At 33.4% G+C, this 21,297-nt stretch carries 9 protein-coding genes; 1 reads left to right on the forward strand and 8 read right to left on the reverse strand.

Translation table 11 applies throughout. The annotated features are described in order from the left end of the window. Window positions 1-393: 393 nt before the first annotated feature. The 4 genes from A3EM_RS0119400 to A3EM_RS46015 all read right to left on the reverse strand — a co-directional run bounded on the left by A3EM_RS0119400 (window position 394) and on the right by A3EM_RS46015 (window position 10,647). Window positions 394-1,176, reverse strand: coding sequence for a glycosyltransferase family 2 protein (locus A3EM_RS0119400; RefSeq protein WP_020529906.1), 783 nt, complete (start codon window positions 1,174-1,176; stop codon window positions 394-396). An 11-nt stretch (window positions 1,177-1,187) separates the two neighbouring features. Further along, complete coding sequence (locus A3EM_RS0119405) at window positions 1,188-1,637, reverse strand: GtrA family protein (protein ID WP_020529907.1); 450 nt, start codon at window positions 1,635-1,637, stop codon at window positions 1,188-1,190. Window positions 1,638-1,794: 157 nt separating this feature from the next. Next, window positions 1,795-3,240: an undecaprenyl-phosphate glucose phosphotransferase gene (locus A3EM_RS0119410; RefSeq protein WP_020529908.1), complete on the reverse strand. Its 1,446-nt coding sequence runs from the start codon at window positions 3,238-3,240 to the stop codon at window positions 1,795-1,797. Window positions 3,241-3,447: 207 nt separating this feature from the next. Continuing rightward, window positions 3,448-10,647: a Kelch repeat-containing protein gene (locus tag A3EM_RS46015; protein WP_020529909.1), complete on the reverse strand. Its 7,200-nt coding sequence runs from the start codon at window positions 10,645-10,647 to the stop codon at window positions 3,448-3,450. Window positions 10,648-11,101: 454 nt separating this feature from the next. Between A3EM_RS46015 and A3EM_RS0119425 the strand changes: the two genes are divergently transcribed. Further along, a complete protein-coding gene (locus tag A3EM_RS0119425; RefSeq protein WP_020529911.1) occupies window positions 11,102-15,661 on the forward strand; it encodes an Ig-like domain-containing protein in 4,560 nt (1,519 codons plus the stop codon). 112 nt (window positions 15,662-15,773) lie between these two features. Here A3EM_RS0119425 and A3EM_RS0119435 read toward each other — a convergent pair whose 3' ends face one another. The 4 genes from A3EM_RS0119435 to A3EM_RS0119450 all read right to left on the reverse strand — a co-directional run. Further along, on the reverse strand, window positions 15,774-17,003 hold the full coding sequence (locus tag A3EM_RS0119435) for a glycosyltransferase family 4 protein (RefSeq protein ID WP_020529912.1): 1,230 nt from the start codon (window positions 17,001-17,003) through the stop codon (window positions 15,774-15,776). Further along, window positions 16,984-18,294, reverse strand: a complete 1,311-nt coding sequence (locus A3EM_RS0119440) for a nucleotide sugar dehydrogenase (protein ID WP_020529913.1) — start codon at window positions 18,292-18,294, stop codon at window positions 16,984-16,986. The genes A3EM_RS0119435 and A3EM_RS0119440 overlap by 20 nt, the downstream gene beginning before the upstream one ends. 95 nt (window positions 18,295-18,389) lie before the next feature. Beyond that, a complete protein-coding gene (locus tag A3EM_RS0119445) occupies window positions 18,390-20,291 on the reverse strand; it encodes an alginate lyase family protein (RefSeq protein WP_020529914.1) in 1,902 nt (633 codons plus the stop codon). 328 nt (window positions 20,292-20,619) lie between these two features. Further along, window positions 20,620-21,297, reverse strand: a 678-nt coding sequence (locus A3EM_RS0119450; RefSeq protein ID WP_026210418.1) for a T9SS type A sorting domain-containing protein, incomplete at its 5' end; no start/stop codon positions are given.

Raw genomic sequence — 21,297 nt, forward strand, 5'->3', positions numbered from 1 at the left:
AAGGATAGTATTTTTCGGAAAGTATCTTTTGCAAATTTCCAAAAGTGCTATACATGTAATTATAAAAATGAGGTATTCAACAGTAAGAATAGCAAATTTCAATTCAAGAAATTTTAATAAGAATTGATATATCAGGACGTATGCCTTAGGTTGGATAATTTCTGCAAATTGGGCTATAATGTCCTTCTCTTTAAAAAACGCTCCGGTAAATTTATACATCCAAAAATGGTGTTGACTGGAGTCATTTGAAATTACATATTCATTAAACAATACTCTTAATCTGCTTAAAAAGAATATTAAGGAGGCCAGAATCAACAAATGTGCATTTTTCATATTTATTTAATGACTTGAATCTTCCAATATCAATTTGAAGAAAAAAGTTACGATTACGGTTCACTTCATAATCTTTAATTCATCTTTTTCTTCTTTTTGTAAATTTTTCAAAAAGGAATTTCCAGTCCTAAATAACCCATATTTCAAAATACAATAAATCGCCCTAAAACCATCTTTGGCACCAATCTTTTTCCCTTCCTGGTAAGTTCTTCCATAATAAGATATCCCCACCTCATAAATTCTGATTTTAGGAATCCTTGCGATTTTAGCGGTGATTTCAGGTTCAAATCCAAATCTTTTTTCCTTTAAAGGTATTTGCTGGATAATTGCTGTATTAAAAAGTTTGTAACATGTTTCCATATCTGTCAAATTGAGGTTGGTAAACATATTTGACAAAAATGTAAGGAACTTGTTGCCTATAGAATGCCAGAAAAATAATATTCTATGTGGTTTTCCTCCCATAAACCTTGAACCATAAACCACATCTGCAAATCCATTTACAACAGGTTTTAATAAATTATTATACTCTTGCGGATCATATTCCAGATCTGCATCCTGAATAACCAAATATTCTCCTGTAGCCTGTTTAATACCCGTGTGCAAAGCAGCTCCTTTCCCTTTATTTTTTTCGTGTTTAAAATATTTAATGTTTAATTCAGGGTTGTCAAATTGATATGCAAGGATTGCCTCTTCAGTATTATCTTTAGAATAATCGTTTACAATGATTATTTCTTTTTGAATATTATGCATAAGGATCACTTCCTTAATTTTATCCAGAATCAAATGAATAGTTCTTCCTTCATTGTAGGCAGGAATAATAATGGATAATTTATTGAATTGCATATTCCCCTTTTTTAATTCTTAAATACTAAATATTTTTTTCCAAAAAAATTAACAACCGCCACAATACAAATAGAGGTGACTTTACTAATTCTCTCATTGATATCTAATCCATCTACAAATGCCCACATCACTAACTGATTTAGCCCTATTATTAAAATTGAAATTCCTACAAAAGCCACTAACTCCATTCCTTTAGAGTATCTTCCGGATTCAAAAACCCATTTTTGGGATATAAGATAGTTTACATAAATGGCAGTGGTAATAGCCACAAGGTTTGAAATAAGATAATGAATCCCAAATGTTTCATTAAATAATATAAACAGTGCAATTTCTAAAACTGCACCGGTTCCTCCTGCAATAATAAATTTGATAATTTGGCTATTTTCCTTACTTATATGAAGCAAAAAATCAAAATATTTTTTGAAAATATCGATATTTAGCAGCTCTAGTAGTTTTTTCATAAAGGAATATATTCCATTAAAATCAATTAGAAAGTAATCTTCAGCTTTTTATCTGAATAAAAATTTATGATGAACAGAATCAAACTTTTCCTTCAAATGTAGGAAAGAATTTTTGAAAGGTTAATTGAGGTCTGGATTATTAATGAAAGGTGTAGTTTTAGTAAGCATTTTTTTCCCCTTTAAAAACATTCCAGGTTGTTAAAAAAGTAATTTTTATGTCAAGCCACAGGCTCCAATTTTCCAGATACCACATATCATGTTCAACCCTTTTTTCCATTAGAAACTTATTAGCTGTATTTCCTCGATAACCATTTACTTGTGCCCATCCGGTGATTCCTGGTTTGATAAGATGTCGAACCATGTATTTGTTGATTTTTTTAGAATATTCTTCTGTATGCAAAAGCATATGAGGTCTTGGTCCAACAACCGACATCTCTCCTTTTAACACATTAAAGAATTGCGGAAGTTCATCCAAATTGGTTTTCCGAAGGAAAGCTCCAAGCTTAGTTATTCTATAATCATTTTTGGTAGCCTGAGTTTTATCCGCATCGGGATTTACCACCATTGTCCTAAATTTATAACAATAAAACTCTTTATTATCTTTTCCTGTTCTTAATTGCTTGAAAAATACAGGTCCTTTAGAAGATAACTTTATTAATATAGCTAACAGGGGTAAAATCAGAGATATACAAATCGTAATCATAAAAAAGGAAAAGAATATATCAAAACCTCTTTTTATCAACCTATTATGTACATTTTCAAGGGGTTCATGCCTGGGTGTTAAGACCGGTATTCCATCATAAAAACTAAGGTCGATTTTTTTATTTGGATTAAAAAGCATTTTGAAGTCGGGTATTAATCGGAATCGAATTAGATTATTATCCGCAAACTCCATAATTTGATGTATTTCTTTTGATTTATTAGAGGATAATGCACAAAAAATATCGTCTACTTTGTTATGAGAACAGTAGTTGAAAAGGTCTTCAATATTTCCCTTGTATAAATCAGATTTTTCCTGGGAAACTTTTTCATCAAATATTCCGCAGAATTTATAACCTAGTTTGAGGTTATTTTTTATAAATTCATGTAATTCATGACCTATGGGGCCTCCACCTACAATAGCGATTTTTCTGTAATTATATCCTTGTTTTCGGTATTCGATTAGTAAAAAAAATAGAACAATCCTTGAAATAGCCAGTCCAGGCAAAAATACCAAATACCAAATGCCCAAATTGAGAATATTCAAATCCGGTAAAAAAATAAATTGGCTGAAGGAAGCTATGAATAAAAAATGAATGAAAACTAATTTTAAGTCATTAAAAAGTATTCTTAAAGTTTCAATATTTCTATCGAAATTATTCCTTCGAATAAAGAAATTCAGAAAAAGCCAGGATAGGTTGAAAAAAACAATAAAGTAAAAGTTATTTAAAACTAAACCGGAAAAAACTACAATTCCAATGGAAATAAAATTCAGGCATATTAAATCCATCAAAATAAAAATACTTTTTATGAATTCCCCGTATCTTTTCTTGTTTTGTTTCTTAGTAGTAATTGTTTTCGTAACAATTACCCTATTTTCAATTAACTGATGGATGTATGCCATAAATAATTACATAATTATTCACTGAGATCAGCAGAAATCGATGAACTTGAATTATTAGTTAAATAAAAAGATTAGCTTATCCTAGTCTAAAATTTAGACCATATCAGGTTAAATGAAGATTGGATTTGATGGTCTATAAATTTAATAAAAAATTCTTCACTAATGAAAAATTATTTGCTATTATTAACTCTTTTTTCTCAATAATTTTTATTTAATGATAACAAACTTGTGGTTAAATATTGAATTACCAATTTGAACGGACATAAGGTAAAGCCCACGAGTGTATGTTGTTAAGTCAAAATTATATTGGTGTTCTTTTCCTTTAAGTTTTGAACCAAATACTTTCTTACCTGAAGAATCGTAAATTGTTGCCTGAACTTGTTCGGATTCCGGGTTACTCAAAACCAAAGAAAAAATTCCAGAGGAAGGATTGGGGTAAATTAAAACCTTTTTATCCAACTTTTCCAGAAAAATTTCTTCGGCCTTTATCTCATATTCAGCATTAAACCCTTCTTTTGAAATAAAATTATTTTCATTAAAATTTAAAGAAAATTCTTCATTATTGCCCACTCCACTTCCATCAATTCTAAATACTTCTATTTTTTGTTTTTCAGATTTTTCAATTCTTCCAACTTGTAAACTTATTTCTCCAGTACTTTTTTTAACCCTGTTTTCAAAAATCAAGGGAAATAAATCTTCATTGATAATCAAATCATTAACTTTCAAAATATCAATATCATAAAACATATTGATTTTTATTCCACTTATTCCCTCTTCAAGGGTGTCGATTTTGGAAACAATCGAAAAGAATTGGTTGTAATCAAAATTAATATCTTTTTCAAATTCGATATTTAGAATTGATTTTTTAAAGGGTTTTAATTCAGATACAGCCGTATCAATTATTATTTGTTTTAATTGATTATATGAGTTTTTTGTAACCTGGAAGCCATTTAAATCAATATTTCCCGCAATTACTGAAAAATCCCGGATATCAATAATGTCATCTTTATTAAAGTCAAAAAATTGTACATTGCTTTCTGAGGAAGGCTTAATGCCAAATTTATCCTTAAGCAAACCTATATCTTCCTCATTTATTAAGTTATCATTGTTTAAATCGCCATGAGGAACACTTCCAAAATGCAAATAATTATTTCCTTTTTCCAGGTTGGCAGTGATAGCTGTTTTTAAACCACCTTTAGGATTCATACTTATCAGGTAGGGACCAGGTAGAATGTTTTCAAGAAAAATCTCATTTTTTATGTTTGGACGAATTTGAATGGTATATCGTGGTTTGGTTTCATCGGGATTGTATAGATAAAATTCCACTGAGTCCTGAAATACTTGGGAATAAACTTTATTCCCTGATCTAAAATTATATTTTACGAATGCATCGGCAAAATTTGATTTAATGAGCACAGTAAAATGCCTGTTCACAATAGTGTTATTCCCATCCAGCACTTTGATAGTCCCTAAATATTCACCTTTGTTACTCTTGAGGGTGTTAACCTGGAAATGCCAGATATCCAATTCATGATAAATGGAATCAAAAAATAATTCCTTCCCAGATTTTAAGTCGACCATGCTGTAGAGTATTGAAAGGCTATCATTTTCAAAATCTGAAATATGCATGGAAATATCCAGTAAGTTTCCTTCAAAAAGTTCGTAATTCTCCTGAAATCCGGAAATTAAAGGTAAGTGGTTCAAATTACGATTATCATGAACAATAATTTCGATAGCTTTAATTGAGGGGTTTTCTTTATTATGGATAAATTCAATATCCAGTGAATTATCATTTTTCACAATTGCAGTAGCCTCCAGAATAAAGGCGTTATTGGGGCCTGCAATAGTAAATGGATCTATATTCGAAAGCCTTTTTACTGGCTCATTCTCAAGTTCTATTGAGAATACTCTTTTTTCAGCACTGTCAATTAAATTAAAAGTTTCCGCAAAATAGAACCTGACCAAAGCCTCTGTACCTTGCTGTATTGGAAAACTCCATTTCATTTCTAAACTATCCCTACGATCCCATCTTTCAGATTCTAAAATCAAAGTTGGTATTAATTCATTTTTGATCGAATTGTGGTCAGTACCAATTTCTCCCTCATAAGCATCTTCTGAACTACTATAAAATGTTTCTTCCCCTCCCTGTATCCGGTATAAAGAAGGGGAACCATTGGTATCTTCCCCCCAGGCAGGTTCCTGCGGGATTAAGGGGAACACAGTTGGCCCTCCTACATTTACCCGATATAATATTTTCCCCGGAGTTAGGCTATCATTAAGCACATTTACCTTAAATACTGACTCAGCGTAATTTAAACTATCTCTTGCAGAAACTTTAAATGTATATGATCCCAAGTCTTCTGAAGTAGGAAAAAAAGAAAGATTTATCGTGTAATCGCCTTCCCCATTTTGAGTTAGTTTTTGGGAATAAAAGTTTTTATCAGTTGGAGAAACTTCTACCTTAATATCCAAGCTATCTCCATCCGGATCAAAAATTAATATTTCCTTGATTTCACTTTCTCCCTCCAATATTATGAAATCCTCCTGAGGGGCAATAAAGGGAATAGCTCCTTTTAAAGAGTCAGGATGGAGAATGGTCCAGAGAAATGTAAATTCTTCGGAATTTTTGTTAATTGTGTCTTCTACTTTCAGGTTTACTAAGTAAATACCGGAGTTATTTGTTCCCTCTTTAGAAGCACCCGGTGAAACTGTACCTGAAAACTTTCCTGTATTAATATCCAATAAAATTCCACTTGGGAATCCGTCTGCATGGAAAGAATATTCTCCACTCCCACCCTTAGCAGAAATGGTTAAATCAATTATATCTTCTTCAATATTTTTTTGATTGGGTAGTAAAGTTAGAACTAGTGGGTCTATAATAGTGTCCTTGGCAATCAGTGATATACTTGTTTTTTCCCCATTTCCATAAAATATTGATAAACTGGCCTCTTTATCTGCAGTATCTTGAGGGTCAAAGGCAACAATCACTTCAAATGGATTTTGGTAGGGTAAAAACCACAAATTACCTAATAATTCACCGTTTTCTATTGTAAACTCCTTTGCATCTTGCCCTTCTAAAATTAGTGTATCAATTATTAATCCCTGATTATCCGACAAATTCTCAATCAGGATTCTTTTTTCACTTTTCTCTTTGGGAAAGAATTCAATATCAGATGAATTTATTTTACCCTGAATTATTTTATTTCCTGTTGGATTGTTCTCACCGTAGACTTCCATATTAGTCATATTTCCGCCTCCTTTGTTTGGAGATCCGGAAGTTATATGAATACCTGCACCTGAAACAATTGCCTGAGTTCCGTGTCGACCATAATTCATTTCAGCTAACTCTTTCCATTTTCCTGTTTGGATATTCAATGATTCAGCCTTTGATATAGCCGGCCCCCTTTTTTTAGGTTCACCACCAATTACCACCAGTTCACTTTGGAATACAACATTACTGGCTCCAGCCCTAAGGGTTGGTAAATTATCCGGAAGATTATTTTCAATCCATTTATTTTCAATAAAATCAAAAACATCCACTTCTGGCAATAATTCAGAATTATCCGATGATCTTCTTCCAGAAGCGACATACATTCTACTCCCAATTACACATGCATGGAAATGATCTCTGGCTCTTGGAGCACCTGGCAATTCAGTCCAAGTTCCAGTGACGGGATCATATTCATCAAACCAGTTGACCCAACCATCAGTATGGCCATTTTGGATTCCTGCCACCAAATAAAACTTATCATTGTATACCACTAAGCCAGCGGAACCTCTTCTTCTATTTTCAGGAATTTCCGGACCTTTTATCCAGTAATCTTCCACAGGATCATATAAATAAATATTTTCCGCAGGTTTCTCTGTAGGATATTCATTGTCTTTAAAAGCCCCAATTACCCAAATATAACCCTGAAATGAAACCGCCTGGAAATGATTTAATTCTAAAGGGGCTTCGGCTCCTGTTGTCCATGTGTCATTTTTATAATCATAAATTTCCACCTGGTTTGATTCCCTTCCTCCCAATAAGTAAAACTTATCTCCAACCTGAACAAAGGAATTTTCATGCCGACCAATATGTTCATTAGTATTTTGGATACTGTCCCATGAATTTGGAATACTGTTGTCATTTACAAACCAATAGAAAGTGGTATTTTGAGCCGCATTAAGGCCACCATCATCTACCGTTATTGTAACAACATACGGACTAAGTATAGATGAACCAGGATCCAATTGCCCAAAAATTTGTCCATTTGTGGGTTCAATGTCCAAACCGGCTGGTAAACCAGATGCGCTATATTTAAGATTATCTGCTCCTCCAGAAGCAATTACTGCAAGGGAAATTTCATCATTTTCCAAATGATTTTGTGCTTTTATGTCAGCCAGCTGTATCGGATTCGTACCACCACTTCCTTCGGGTAGAATTTTCACTATTACTTCATCCTCTCCCTTTCCACCTTTATTGTCGGTGACTGTTAATTTGAATTTATACTCTCCTTCTTCTAAATTTTCAGCAATTAAAGTTGGTGTATTAATCCCTTTTAGAGAGGCACTTTTACCTGATAATAATTCCCAAAAATAGGATTCAATTTTGCCATCAAAATCTTCGGCTTTACCATTAATAATTACGGTGTTATTTGGTAATGATATAGTTTTATTTTCACCTGCATTAGCAATTGGTAATTGATTGATTTCCCCATCCCCATATTGTACCTTAAAATAATCCCATGTAGCCGCAAAGGGAGTTCCACTTTTATAGGAGGTGGAAATAGTTCCAATGGCAAGTGAAGATGGTTTACCCTGAATTAAATAAGATCCTTTTATAGCCAATAAGAGGTCCCCATTTACCTCAATTTCATTTCCCAAAGATTTAATTTCTCCTAAATCAACTGCATATTTTGGCTGAACTATTCCTAAAATAGGGTCAATGGTTAAGAAAAGCTCTATTTCATTTGCAGTTAGAATATCTTGAACAGTATAGGTTTCATCTAAAATTACTTTTTGATTTTCTTCCAAATACACCTGTAATCCCCCAAACCCACCATTTGAAGAAAGCCCTACCTTTAAAAAATTGTCCTGACCCCCATTGCCTATATAAAAGCCCTGGCTTTGATAATCTATTGGAGTATTTCCGTTAAAATAGGGTCCATTAATTTTGGAACTAACTGTAAATAACCCAGTACTTTCTCCTACGTTAATCCCAAACTGAAATGCATTATCCTGGGTGTTATTATTGGACTTGGGATCTCCAAAAGTTGTTTTGGGAATGGTAAATAAACCTGCTGTTCCCCCAAAAATAGTCTCTTCAGCATCAAATTGCTCATGATAATCCGTTTCACCATTGGTCATCAATCCTGTAAATCCAATTTCTCCAAACCCAAATCCAAGAATATTAAATAAATCATTGAAATAAGGAAGTTCTGTAGTTTTTCCATTTTCAGGATCCCATGCAAAAGGGTCAATAATATCCGGGATTCCATCTTCATCGTCATCAGGGTCATTTAAATTTGATACAAAAAAGCCATTAACCTTTACCCCATCATGATCTTCGGGTTTATCAGCACCTGAGCATGGATCTGTTCCATTTTCAAATTCATCTGCATCTGAAAAACCATCATTATCTGAATCGATATTAAACTCAAACTTGGCATCACAACTTGTTCCGCCAGAACCATCGTAATCTCCTGGTTCAAAAACCATAATATTATCATCACCATAAGTAGCAGCCCACACAGTACCTGGAAATACATCATCATCACCTTGGGCTATTACATCAAGAGGCTGAGATCCAAAACCTGAGGCAAAAATTTTGTTACAACTGTTTTCGGTATTATCAGGACAATTAGTTACTTTTTTTCCGTCTTCACTTAATATAGCCCTGTATATTTTTCCATTAAATCCAGCCAATAGAATATTCCCCTGCATTGCGCCATTAAAGTTACTTGCAGTATATTCACAGAGACCATTCGTTGACGGTCCATAGTTAGCTAGTGCACCATCCGTAATCCCCGAATTTCTAAAATCCCCTTCTGCCGGGTAAGCCATACTTAGAGGTAACGGGGGCCAATCTACTGGCAATGATGATGTTGCAAAGTTTGGATCGCTTTCAGAGAGTATTTTATTCCTCCAATAAGCATCAGATTTATCGTTGGGATTAACTGTATGAGCACCTTTTGTAAATAAGCCGGCTCCAGCAGGGTTTGCTCTGATAGGATTAGGATGACCTGCATAGTATATCTCTCCGGGTTTTACATAATTCTTATCACCGGGCACTAATTCTCTTACAAAATGCAACCCATTTTTATTATTCACAGCTCCATCTCCACCCTGCCCAGGGTTAGAGGAACCTGGCTCTCCTTCCAGGTATTTTGTAGTTGCTTTGGAAATAGTCATTTCCGAAGGATAATCTTGCTCTCCATCAGGATGCCCTCCCCAACCAGGATTAGCCCCATTATCCACTGCATACATCCTTCCTGCTTTACCCTTAGTTTCTGTAATAATCACATCGTATACATTTCTCCAACCAGTGGAATATAATTGAACTGGACTTTTAGGATCAATTCTAGCCTGGTTTAAACCATCATTTCCTCCAAATGGATCTCCAGGATCTTTATTGTCAATATTTGTTCTTGTAGGATCATCTACAGTGGGTAAATCATACACCCATTTGTATAAATATCCATAATCTGTTGAAGAATTAACAGGCATGGAATTAAGTGCAGCCAGATTTATTTTAACTATACTGGTTGCATATGCATATTCCGTAGAAAATGCAAAATTAATAGAGGGACTTCCGGCATTAGTATTTCCAGAGATACACAGGTATAAAATATCTTCATTTGAAGGATCTACAACTATTCCATTTACTGAATGATTTTCCTCAGATCTGGGGAAGCCTCTTACCAGATCAATTTTATCCCAACCATTCCCATTTTTAGTAAGTTTGTGTAATATGCCTGAATTAGTATCAAGATTTAAATCTTTCCCTCCACCGCCTGCTCCAATTCTCCAATCACTTGAACTGACATAAATAATTGGATTCATAGCAGTCCCGGAAAGAAAAATACCTGTTACCTGTCTTTTCTTGCTGCTATTAGGGGTACCATCATCATCATGGTTAGGAGTCTGATTTTTAACAATATCAATTGTTTCAGTAGAGGTGACTATATAGTTGTTGGCTCCTGCTCTGGTAATGGTATAGGCATAAATTAATCCGTCCTGCTGAGCAACATACAATCTGTTATCTGGGCCAAAATCAAGAGATGTGGGGTTATATGAAGTTTCACCAATTAATCCACTCGAATTAAAATTAATGGTCTGAGAAAATATTGATAAAGGAAAAACCAGGAAAAAAATTAAAAAAACATTCTCCCTTTTAAGTTTTGGCTTTTTGGATATAAATAGCATAAGTTAAATTCATCTAAAGCAGATTATAGGAGTAGAAATCAGATTCAAATCAGGAGTTAGGCTATAGTAAATTTAACCAAAAAAATAATTCGGATTTAGAAAAATTGTAAATGTTGGAAACTATTAACATTTGTTATTAGCACAATTTAATTGACCCAAAAACAAGAATTTAGTAGCTTTTTCAACGATTTTTAAATAAAAAGTAGTCTTATAAATGGTAATTTCTTACATCAATCTGAACATTCTTTTATCAACAGTTTAATATAAACAAAGCAAATATGTTGTTTTCACAAAATTTAACCCTCTTTTTAAGGCTAAATAGTTATTTAAAGACTGCATCTTTAAACTTCCAAACAATTGTAAGTCTATATTGATAATATTTTTTTTTTTCGATTTGGCAATAATCTTGTAAAAAGGTGGAAGAATCCAATTAACAAACATTAACAAGATTTATATGTTAAATACTCATCTTTTAAAAAAATGCCTTCTGGCATCTTTTTACATAACTTTACTTTTCACACATTTTACTTCTGAATTAACTGCAAAGGATTATTACATCGATAAAAACAAAGGAAATGATAGCAACTCAGGATCATTTTCCTCACCATGGAAAACTATAGAAAAGGCAAATAATTCTTTAATGCCAGGAGATAAAGTTTTTCTAAGAGGAGGAGAATTCTCTGGTCAACAAATCGCTCCCAAAAACTCAGGAACTAGTGGGCAACCAATCAGTTATATAGCATTTGAAAACGAAAAACCTATCCTTACCAATGTTTCAATTGGTATTTTGTTGAATAATAAAAAATATATAATTGTAGAAGGAATTTATATAGATGGAAAGAAACTTTACGAAACGTCAGGAGTCCAACAATGGGCTCAATTACACAATTCCCATCATTGTATAATCAAATCATGCAACTTTAAATACGCAAAAGGATGGTCAGGTGTAAGTCTGGATGATGGCAGTAGTTTCAATAAAATTTTGAATAATAGAATTGACTATTGTGGTACCTGGAACGATGGAAAGGGGGAGGATAAAGGAGATGCAATCTCTATGAAATGCGCTAACAATAACCTGATTGAAGGAAATCATTTAACCCATGGAGGCCATAATCTACTATCTGTTTTTGGTAGTTTTAATGTGATTAAAAATAATATTTTTGACAACTCCTGGGGAAAGGATGGGAATGGAAACCCTATAGGAAACAGGTGTTTAGCCATAACAAATGAGGATGGTAAATCATGTTCAAATACGATTGGGGGATACAATATTTTCGAATACAATGTTGTAAGAAATTCTTATAGGGCTTCGGATAATAACTATCCACACGCAATGAAAGCGCAGGGCGAAAATCAAATTGTGAGATTTAATGTCATATATAATAGTGTTCACTCTGGAATTAGCGGAACTGCCAGCAATGCTGTAAAATATGCTTTGTACCAGAGGATTTACAATAACACCATCTGCAATAGTGGAGGCCCAAGTTGGCTTTTGGAGCAATCAAGAGGATTGGAAAGTAAAAACAATATTTTTAAAAATAATATTTCCGTTGAAGTAGGTTCTAAACCTAAAAGTTCAAAATTTAGTGGTCATGTGTTTTTAAATGTTGCCGAAGCAAATAATGGCTATTTTAATGAAAATAAAATCATAGGAAACTGCTTTTATTCACCCAAAACCACAGGTGATGGAATATACATAAAAAATATAGGGCTTCAGGGAGCTTTAGAAGTTGAAAATAAATATAAAGAGTTTGTTCATTCAAATAGAAATCAGGATCCAAATTTCCTTTCATCAAACCCGGAAGCAGATGGCAATTTCAATTTAAATCCTAAGAGTTCTTTAATTGATGCAGGCGAACCACTAGCTTTTGTAAATCAACAAAAAGGGTCTGGGAAACAAATTAAAATTAGTGATGCAAGATATTTTTACGATGGATTTGGAATTACCACAGGAGACAGAATTCAGATAGGAAAAAGTGTTACAACCATATCTAAAATAGATTATAAAAATAATATCATTTATGTAAATGAAACAGTCGCATGGGAGACTAATGATCCTGTTAATTTAACTTATCATGGAAACGGACCCGATATTGGTGCAAAGGAATTTGAAAGTTCTCCTGCATCAGGAAATCCAACTGCTATATTGAAGACAGTTGATGAAATTGATTTTGGAGTAATTTCTATTGATAGTACAATCACAAAAGCGGTAACATTAGAAAATCAGGGCAATAAAGATATTGAAATTAGTCAAATCGAATTCCCGAAAAATTTCAGCGGAAATATTGACAATAAAGTTATTCCCGCAGGAAAATCTAAAACCTTAACCTTAACTTTTTCTCCTGATTCGGTGGGTAAAGTTGATGGAATTTTGAAAATAATTTCAAATGCTGAAAATGATATTTTAACTATTATTTTAAAAGGAGAAGGAAAATCTGCTTTTATTGAAAACAAACCTCCTACAATTAAACTTTCCACCTCAGTTGGAATTAACCCAGTAAATATTGGCGAAATTGTAACTGTTTTGGCAAGTGCCACTGACCCTGATGGTGAAGTGGAATCAGTTGAGTTTTTCATTAATGAAATTAAGGTGGGAATTGCCATTGCCGAGCCCTTTTCTATAGAATGGGAACCTCTAAAGAGTGGACAGCATAATATTAAAGCCAAAGCTATTGATAACCACAATAACTCCACCTTTTCTGAACCAATAATTATCAATGTTCTAAAATCAGATTTTGATAGCGATAATGATGGGATAGAAGACTCGAAGGATAATTGCCCTAATAAGGCTAATCCAAATCAGGAAATTTCACAGTGGTATGTAGATAAAGATAATGATGGTTTTGGAGGATCGGAATCAGTTATCGCTTGTGAACAGCCTATAGGTTATGTCAACAATAGTGACGATTGCGATGATGAAAACCATCAAATTCATCCTAACACAAAATGGTATCTTGATGCTGATAAGGATGGATTGGGCAGTGATGAATATATAGAATCATGTGTGCATCCTGAAGGATATGTATTAAATAGTGATGATGATAACGATGACTCAAAATTCGGATTTATCAGGGAATTTGTTTTATATGATGCAGTAGAGGACCGCTCAATTAAAAAAATTAATGATTATGAAAAGATTAATATCGATTCATTCTTAAATAAAAGTTTTAATATTCAGGTAAACACAGAAGAAGCCCCCGGAAGTATTGTCTTTTATTTAAATGGAAAGGCTGTAAGAACAGAAAGCCAGGCTCCCTTTACTTTGTTTGGTGATAAAAATGGAGATTATTATCCATGGAACCCGGAATTGCAAAAATATGAATTAACTGTAAAAATCTATTCGGAAAAAAAAGGAACAGGGAACCTCATAGAAAGTAAATCCATAACTTTTGAATTTGTAGATCAGCCAGAAGTTGAAAAAGTTAGTTTCAATGGATTTTCCTTAATAGATGCAGCGGAAGAAAAAGGCTTAGGTACAGTAATAAATTCAGATAAAATTAATTTATCCTATTTAAATACAAATGAATTAAATATTGAAGCCAATGTAGCTGGAGAACCAGGAAGTGTGGAGTTTTACCTGGATGGAAATTTAGTTCGAACTGAAAATAATGCTCCCTTTACTATGTTCGGTGATAAAAATGGAGATTATTTTTCCTGGAACCCAGATTTGGGAGAACATAAAATTGGAGTAAAAGTTTTTGCTTCAAAAGATGGTGGAGGAGATTTATTAGATTCAGATGAAATAACAGTTTTTATCATTAAATCCCTAATTGATGGTTTTGAACTTGTTGATGCCGAAAATGATAAAATGTTGGGTTTAATTAGAAACAACCAAATAATTAATCTGGCTACCCTGAAATCAAAACAAATTACTTTTGAAGCTAAAACAAGATCAAAGTTTGGGAGCGTTTTATTTTATTTGAATGGAGAGCTGTATTCTTCAGAAAATTCAGCACCTTATGCCTTTGCAGGAGATGATAATGGAGATTTTTTTCCAGCAAATTTACCAACTGGTAATTACCAACTAAAGGCCAAAGCATTTTCTGAAAGAAAAGGTAAAGGAGAAAAGTTGGCAACATATACTCTTAATTTCTCAATTGAAGATAATTTCACTCTTGTTTCACCTACCTATGGTGAATCATTTGAGACCGGTGAAGTGATTGCATTAACAGCCAATGTCCCAAACTCTTCAAACGGGAGAACAGGAAATGTGAAAGTTGAGTTCTTTGCCAATGACTATAAAATAGGCGAAGCCCTTGAATACCCTTTTCAGTTAAATTGGAGTACTTTCACTAAAGGTGCCTATAAACTTACTGCAAAAATGGTTACACTATCTCCTGATGCAGCAGAATTGGGAGTTACACCAGAAGTACATGTTGGTGTAATAAAAATTACCAACCTTCTACCCAATGTTTCATTAATTAATCAACCTGGCCTTGAGTATAAACTTGGATCAAATGTAGAGTTGGAGGTAGCAGCGGAAGATAAAGATGGCAATATTGAAAAAATCAAATTATTCAATGGCTCAGATTTTTTGGTAGAATTGCCAAAAGGAATGTATCAGTATGTCTGGAAATATCCTGAGCCAGGAATTTATAGCATTTCTGCATTAGCCTATGATAATGATGGGGATTCATCCTTTTCAGAGTCTGTTAATCTTGTTGTTTTAAATTCCGATGGCTCATACCCAAAGGAACAGCCTAAAGAGTTTTATCCTATAGCCTTCGATCCTGAGTTAGAATCGGAAACACTGGAAGAAGCTACTCTTGAGGTAAATTTTGGACCAAACCCCGTAGATTCTAAATTAAATTTAAGCATTAACCACCCATATAAAGGAAAGATAAATATCCGGATTATGGATGCATTTGGGAAAACCGTAGAAAATAACCTTTTTCAAAAAAACCAAAAAGAATTAATCGTAGAGCAAAACTTTGATAGTTATGCTTCTGGAATGTACCTGGTTCATATTTTTTGGGAAGGTAAAATCAAAACCTTAAAAATTAATAAAAGGTAGTTTTAGTAAAAATTTCACCTGAAAAAAAAGCAATATCATTTCGGTATTGCTTTTTTTTATACAACATTAGGAATGTTTTGGATTCATTATAAATTGATGACCAACTCCAGAATTAACTTAACTGTTTTTTTACAATTTTCTCTTTTACTTCAGAAAGACTGAAAACCTTCTTATAAAACCTCACTAATTTTTCAGATTCATACTCCCAGGAAAGCTCATTTAATACTCTATTATATCCAAACTCACCCATATTTAATCTAACTTTTTCATTATCTAGTAAATAGGAGATTTTATTTGCAAATTCCTTCACATCACTATTTGAGACATAAAGAGACGCTTCTTGAGCAGAAGCTCTACCTTCTTTCAAATCAAACTGAACAATAGGCTTTTTCAAAGCCATGTATTCCATGATTTTATTCATTGTAGAAAGATTATTCATTTCGGTCGGTTTATCAGGATTAACACAAACATCAGCAGTATTTAATACCTCCAATAATACCTCATCACTAACTCGTCCATAGAAATCCACTATATCACTTAGCCCCATTTCAGCTGTAATATTAATGATCTTGTCCAAATCTGTTCCTCCACCCACAATGGCAAACTGCACATCATTTCTTTCAGATTTTAAAATGCTTGCAGACTCCATTAATAAATCTAATCCCTCTTGTTCCCCAATTACACCTACATAACCCACTAAAAATTTTTTCCCTTTTTTAATTTTTTCTGAAGGTGGAAGAATTTTGAGTCTTTTCAAACTAGGCCCACTCCTCACCACCTGAATTTTGTCAACAGGCATATTCCCTCTTCTAATTGCAATTTCCTTATAGGATTCATTGGTGGCAATGGAATAATTTGCAGCAGCAAAAGTCAGTTTCTCAAAAAGAACCATTAGATTATAAAAAAAATCTTTCCGCTGAAATTTTGCAATGTAAAGTTCTGGATTGATATCATGGTGATCAAAAACATATTTTACACCAAAGAGTTTGAAAGGCAATGCAGTTAAAAAAATCAAATCTGGAGGGTTACATCCATGAATTACATGAAAAGGTTTTTTAAAAAAAATTTTCCAGCTTAGAAAAAATTCCCAAAAAATGGCGGCCGTATATTCAAGTAAATAGCCCAAAGCACCTCTGGCTTCCAATGGTAATTGATGTCGATAAATTTCAATTCCATTAATTACTTCATAACTTTTAGTATACCCCTTCATTTTAGGACAGATAATCGAAATATGTGCCCCATTTTCCTTTAGGGTATTTGCCTCCTGCCAAACCCTCCTGTCAAAAGGTGCTGGTAGATTTTCAATAATTATTAATATGTGTTTACCAGCAAATACCGACATAATTATCTTGGGTTATTTTATCTTTATCTATTCTGACTAAATCAATGATGGTTTTATTTTTGGGGATGCTGGGAAGCAATTCCTTAAACTCTTCTGACTTATTTCCTAATATGATCACCTCAGATTCTTCTATTACCTGTTCGGCTCCTGCTTTTAGCAATCTTGAAATATGTGGAATCCGACCAATAATGAAGTCCTTATTTTTTCCCATTAACTTTGATATCAATACATTGGCATCAAATAAAGCCAAATCATAACCTTTCCCTATTAAGGTTTCAATCAGGGTTATCATTGGACTTTCCCTAAGGTCATCAGTTCCTGCCTTAAAAGCAAACCCCAAAACACCAATTTTCCTTTTTCCGGTATTATAAACTAATTGAAGGCCCCTTTTTATTTGATTTTCATTGCTACTTAATAGACTGTTGAGCAATGGTGTTTTCACATCCAGTAATTTTGCTCTATAATTTAAGCCTCTAACATCCTTTGGCAAACAGGAGCCTCCAAATGCATAACCGGGTTTCATGTAATAGGAAGACAAATTAAGTTTTTTATCTCTTGAGACAATATCCATTACCACATGGCCATCTACTCCAAGTGCTTTACAGATATTCCCAATTTCATTGGCAAAAGTAATTTTCACTGCATGAAAATTATTGTTAGCATATTTTATCATTTCAGATTCTTCTGGCTTAAGAAAATGAATAGGGGCATCGATATTTTGGTAAAGTGTTTTCAATAATTCCTGGCTTTTTTCACTTTCAATTCCAATAATAGTATAGGGTGGATGCCAAAAATCATTTATAGCAGTTCCCTCTCTTAAAAATTCAGGATTAGACCCAAGGCCAAATTCCTTGTTATGTTTTTTACCGGAAACATCTTCGATTATTTCTATACATTGCCTTACTGTTCCAGGTACTACTGTACTTCTAATTACAATGGTATGAAAGGATGATTTTTTCTGAAGTGCAGCCCCAATTTGACCGCACACTTTAAAAATATAGCTCAAGTCAATATTGCCATTAATCTGGCTCGGGGTTCCAACACAGATAATGGATAAATCAGTGTCTTGAATAGCAGTTTCAACATCAGTTGTGGCACCTAAAAGTTTATTTCTGTTTCCAAAAGCTATTAAATCATCAAGGCCTTTTTCTACAATCGGAGATTTTCCACTATTTATTAAAGTTACTTTATGCTCGTTGATATCAACCCCAATTACCTGATGTCCTTCTTTTGCAAAACATCCGCAAGAAACAGCTCCTACGTAACCTAAACCAAAAACACTTATTTTCATAATAATTTTGGATTAACTCTTTGACTAATTAAGTAAAATTTGAACCTTTAGTACCTTCAAAAAAGATGAACATAATCTGTATTGAGTATTCGCACTTATGGTATAAATTTTATATGACTCTTTAGTGTGATAGTTTTCTCTGATGAATAGTTACATATCAAAACACCACATGGTTCTTTTTTTTGGAAACCTTCTGAATACCAGCCTAAAATAGGATCAGTTCCTCCTTTTGCATACCCTACCTCCAATCTGTCATCCAATGAAAGTAAAGCTTTTTCTTTCTGACCAAGACTTAAGGAAAAAGCATGTGAATTTTCCTGACCCAACTCTACATTTGGATGAAAATGAAAAAACACTTCAATTTTATGTGCCTTATTATCCAAGTTAACAATTTTATCTTCTAAAAAAACAGTTGAATGGTTAATATCAATTAATAACTTTCTTTGATGCTCAACTCCAAGATGATGATAACCACTGTGAGATGCTTCTATCCATTCGAAATTTTCATTTTTCCCGTGGGACAATACCCGGGTTGAAAAGTGATTCAGCCACATGGTAGGACCTGCTATCTCTGCCTGATTCTGGCCATCAATTCGGATGGTGTTATGGCTGGAGGTACCCATAAAATATTCCCTCCATTCTTTTTGAGTATGGTAAGTAAAAGTACCAGAATCTATGAATAAAGGTTGCCCCTTATAATATAATACAAAGGATAAGGCATCTGCATGACCGTGAGCCGCAATGGAAAGGTATCCTAATGGAGCCGCATCAAAATAAATGTAGACATCCTGGTCATAAAATTTATTTTTGAATAAAAAATGTCCGGATTCTTTATAATATTTTGACTTATCTGTTTTTTCTGAGCCCTCAAGTTTATTAAACTTCTCGAGCCCATCTTGTCCAAATAGTATCAGGTTTTTTGAATCGAATCCACCTCCCTTCTTTTTATATTCAGATTTATTATAGAGAACAGAACCTGATATTAATAAAGATTTGAAGTTATCAAAAGGGGCACTCGTATGTAAAATGAAAACTTTCCCATCATCTTCATCCCCATAAAATGGAATATTCCCATAATTATCCATTAAGTTAAATATGAATGAGATAATCTTATGAAGAGTTTCTTTATATTCACTTGAAAATTGGTCCTTGGTATTTTCACCAACAATATAACAAAGGAGAAAAAAATCAGTAATAAACTGGATATATTCTGCAGCCTGCTCCTTATTTATCCCATCTGCAGTATGTTGGTTAATAATCTCATATTCCAGTCCTTTTTTCGAATGTTTTTTCCATAAAGCTGATTCTTTAAATTCCCAAAAAGACGCTGCTATAAACAGTCCGGCATATTCGCTTATTAAATGGTTATTTGCTGATGAAAATTTAGAGGGATTATTGAAACTATAAACACAATGCTGATAAATCGAAGGAATCCATTTGTTTTGAACAAACTCACTCAATTTTTGATTTCCCTTCAGTAGTTGATTTACATCTAATAGTTCCCAACATAAAAACCAATTGATTAATCTGATATTTACCTCTATATTACTATACCAGTTTACCCCCTCCAAATAGCCATTATTATCTATCCAGCTTTCCAAGATTTCAACAAACTTTTCCAGGTAACTTTCATTATTGGTTTTCCTGTAATGAATAGCTATATAGGTTAAAAATTGCAATCTATTAACCTCCCAAACATGTTTGGCACTTCCAAATTGATCTGTCCTTATATCAATGTTTTTACTAAATGTCTTTGGAAATCTTTTATTCGATGACAAATCCAAAGACCAATCTATGTTTTCATAATAATTCAGTTGACAATCAAATATTTGGATGTAGTTGGGAGGCATGGGAATTGCCTCAAAATTAATTTTCGGTAAAATGGAAGGGGGAAGGCTTATTAGCTTTTTATCGCATTTCCATCCCATTTTAAAAATCTTTTCTCCTGAGGATTGTATTTTTTGGTTAATTCTGAAAAGAATTTCCCGTGAAGACATCGTTTTTAGCCTATTAAAATACCAATTGTAACTTAGCATTAATGAAGTTTATGAGATTATGAAAATGTGAAAATTTGATATGAGGCCAATCAGGGTGATAGAGTCCTCAAATTCTCTATCCCATTATCGAACAAAACCTCAAATAAATCAGTAATCTAGCTCAATATAATCTTATTTAATTTTGATTCCTATGAAAAATTTTTCCTGCGAGAAATTGCCTATGGTTATTCCTTCCTTCAGATTCATCCCCTTTTTTTCTCCGTTTCCGTCTTGAGAAATCTTCGTTTTTTACAAAATATTACCTTAAACAAATTCAGGTTCAAGCATTTTATCTCAGAATAATTTTATGAAGTTCCCGATCTGAATTTCCAACCTTTAATACGATTAAATACATGCCATGACTGGCTCCCAACTTAAATAGATCAATTTGCTCCTTCCCGGAGCCATTGCCCATAAGCTCGTGTATTTTAATTCCTAATGTATTAAAAACCTCTAGTTTATATGGTAATTCATTGTTGTTTTCCAAATCAAAATTCAAGATTCCTGAAGTTGGATTCGGATATACATCAAATTGATAATCAGTATTTTGTGGTTCTTTAACAACCAGGGTTTGACTTGCCTTTCTGGAAGATGCCTCATTAAATTCAACAATCTCAAAGCCACTAACCACCGGGTTTTCCAATCCGGTGTTGATAAAATCGATATCAAGGATTCCATCTCCTGAAACCGTGACCACACTTTCTATCATAAATGCTTTTTTGGCCCCTGCTCTGGCAAACATATCTATATCATCCATCGCTGAGGGTACTACTCCTTCAAGCGCTATATCAAATACACGCTGGCCTGGTCCGGTTACTCCATTGAATAACTCTATTAAAAATATTTTTACCTTCACCTGTGTTCCGCCCGAAACCGGAAACTCCCACTCCATGGGGGCTCCATCTGATGAACCATTTCGCTGTTTCTCAAATAAACCTATCGGTACACTTAAACCCGACAATGAGGC

This window comes from Flexithrix dorotheae DSM 6795, from assembly GCF_000379765.1.
Lineage (GTDB): Bacteria > Bacteroidota > Bacteroidia > Cytophagales > Flammeovirgaceae > Flexithrix > Flexithrix dorotheae.

Coding starts and splice junctions, on each gene's coding strand:
- A3EM_RS0119400 (WP_020529906.1), bottom strand. CDS start 1,176: ATGCAATTCAATAAATTATCCATTATTATTCCTGCCTACAATGAAGGA.
- A3EM_RS0119405 (WP_020529907.1), bottom strand. CDS start 1,637: ATGAAAAAACTACTAGAGCTGCTAAATATCGATATTTTCAAAAAATAT.
- A3EM_RS0119410 (WP_020529908.1), bottom strand. CDS start 3,240: ATGGCATACATCCATCAGTTAATTGAAAATAGGGTAATTGTTACGAAA.
- A3EM_RS46015 (WP_020529909.1), bottom strand. CDS start 10,647: ATGCTATTTATATCCAAAAAGCCAAAACTTAAAAGGGAGAATGTTTTT.
- A3EM_RS0119425 (WP_020529911.1), top strand. CDS start 11,102: ATGTTAAATACTCATCTTTTAAAAAAATGCCTTCTGGCATCTTTTTAC.
- A3EM_RS0119435 (WP_020529912.1), bottom strand. CDS start 17,003: ATGTCGGTATTTGCTGGTAAACACATATTAATAATTATTGAAAATCTA.
- A3EM_RS0119440 (WP_020529913.1), bottom strand. CDS start 18,294: ATGAAAATAAGTGTTTTTGGTTTAGGTTACGTAGGAGCTGTTTCTTGC.
- A3EM_RS0119445 (WP_020529914.1), bottom strand. CDS start 20,291: ATGTCTTCACGGGAAATTCTTTTCAGAATTAACCAAAAAATACAATCC.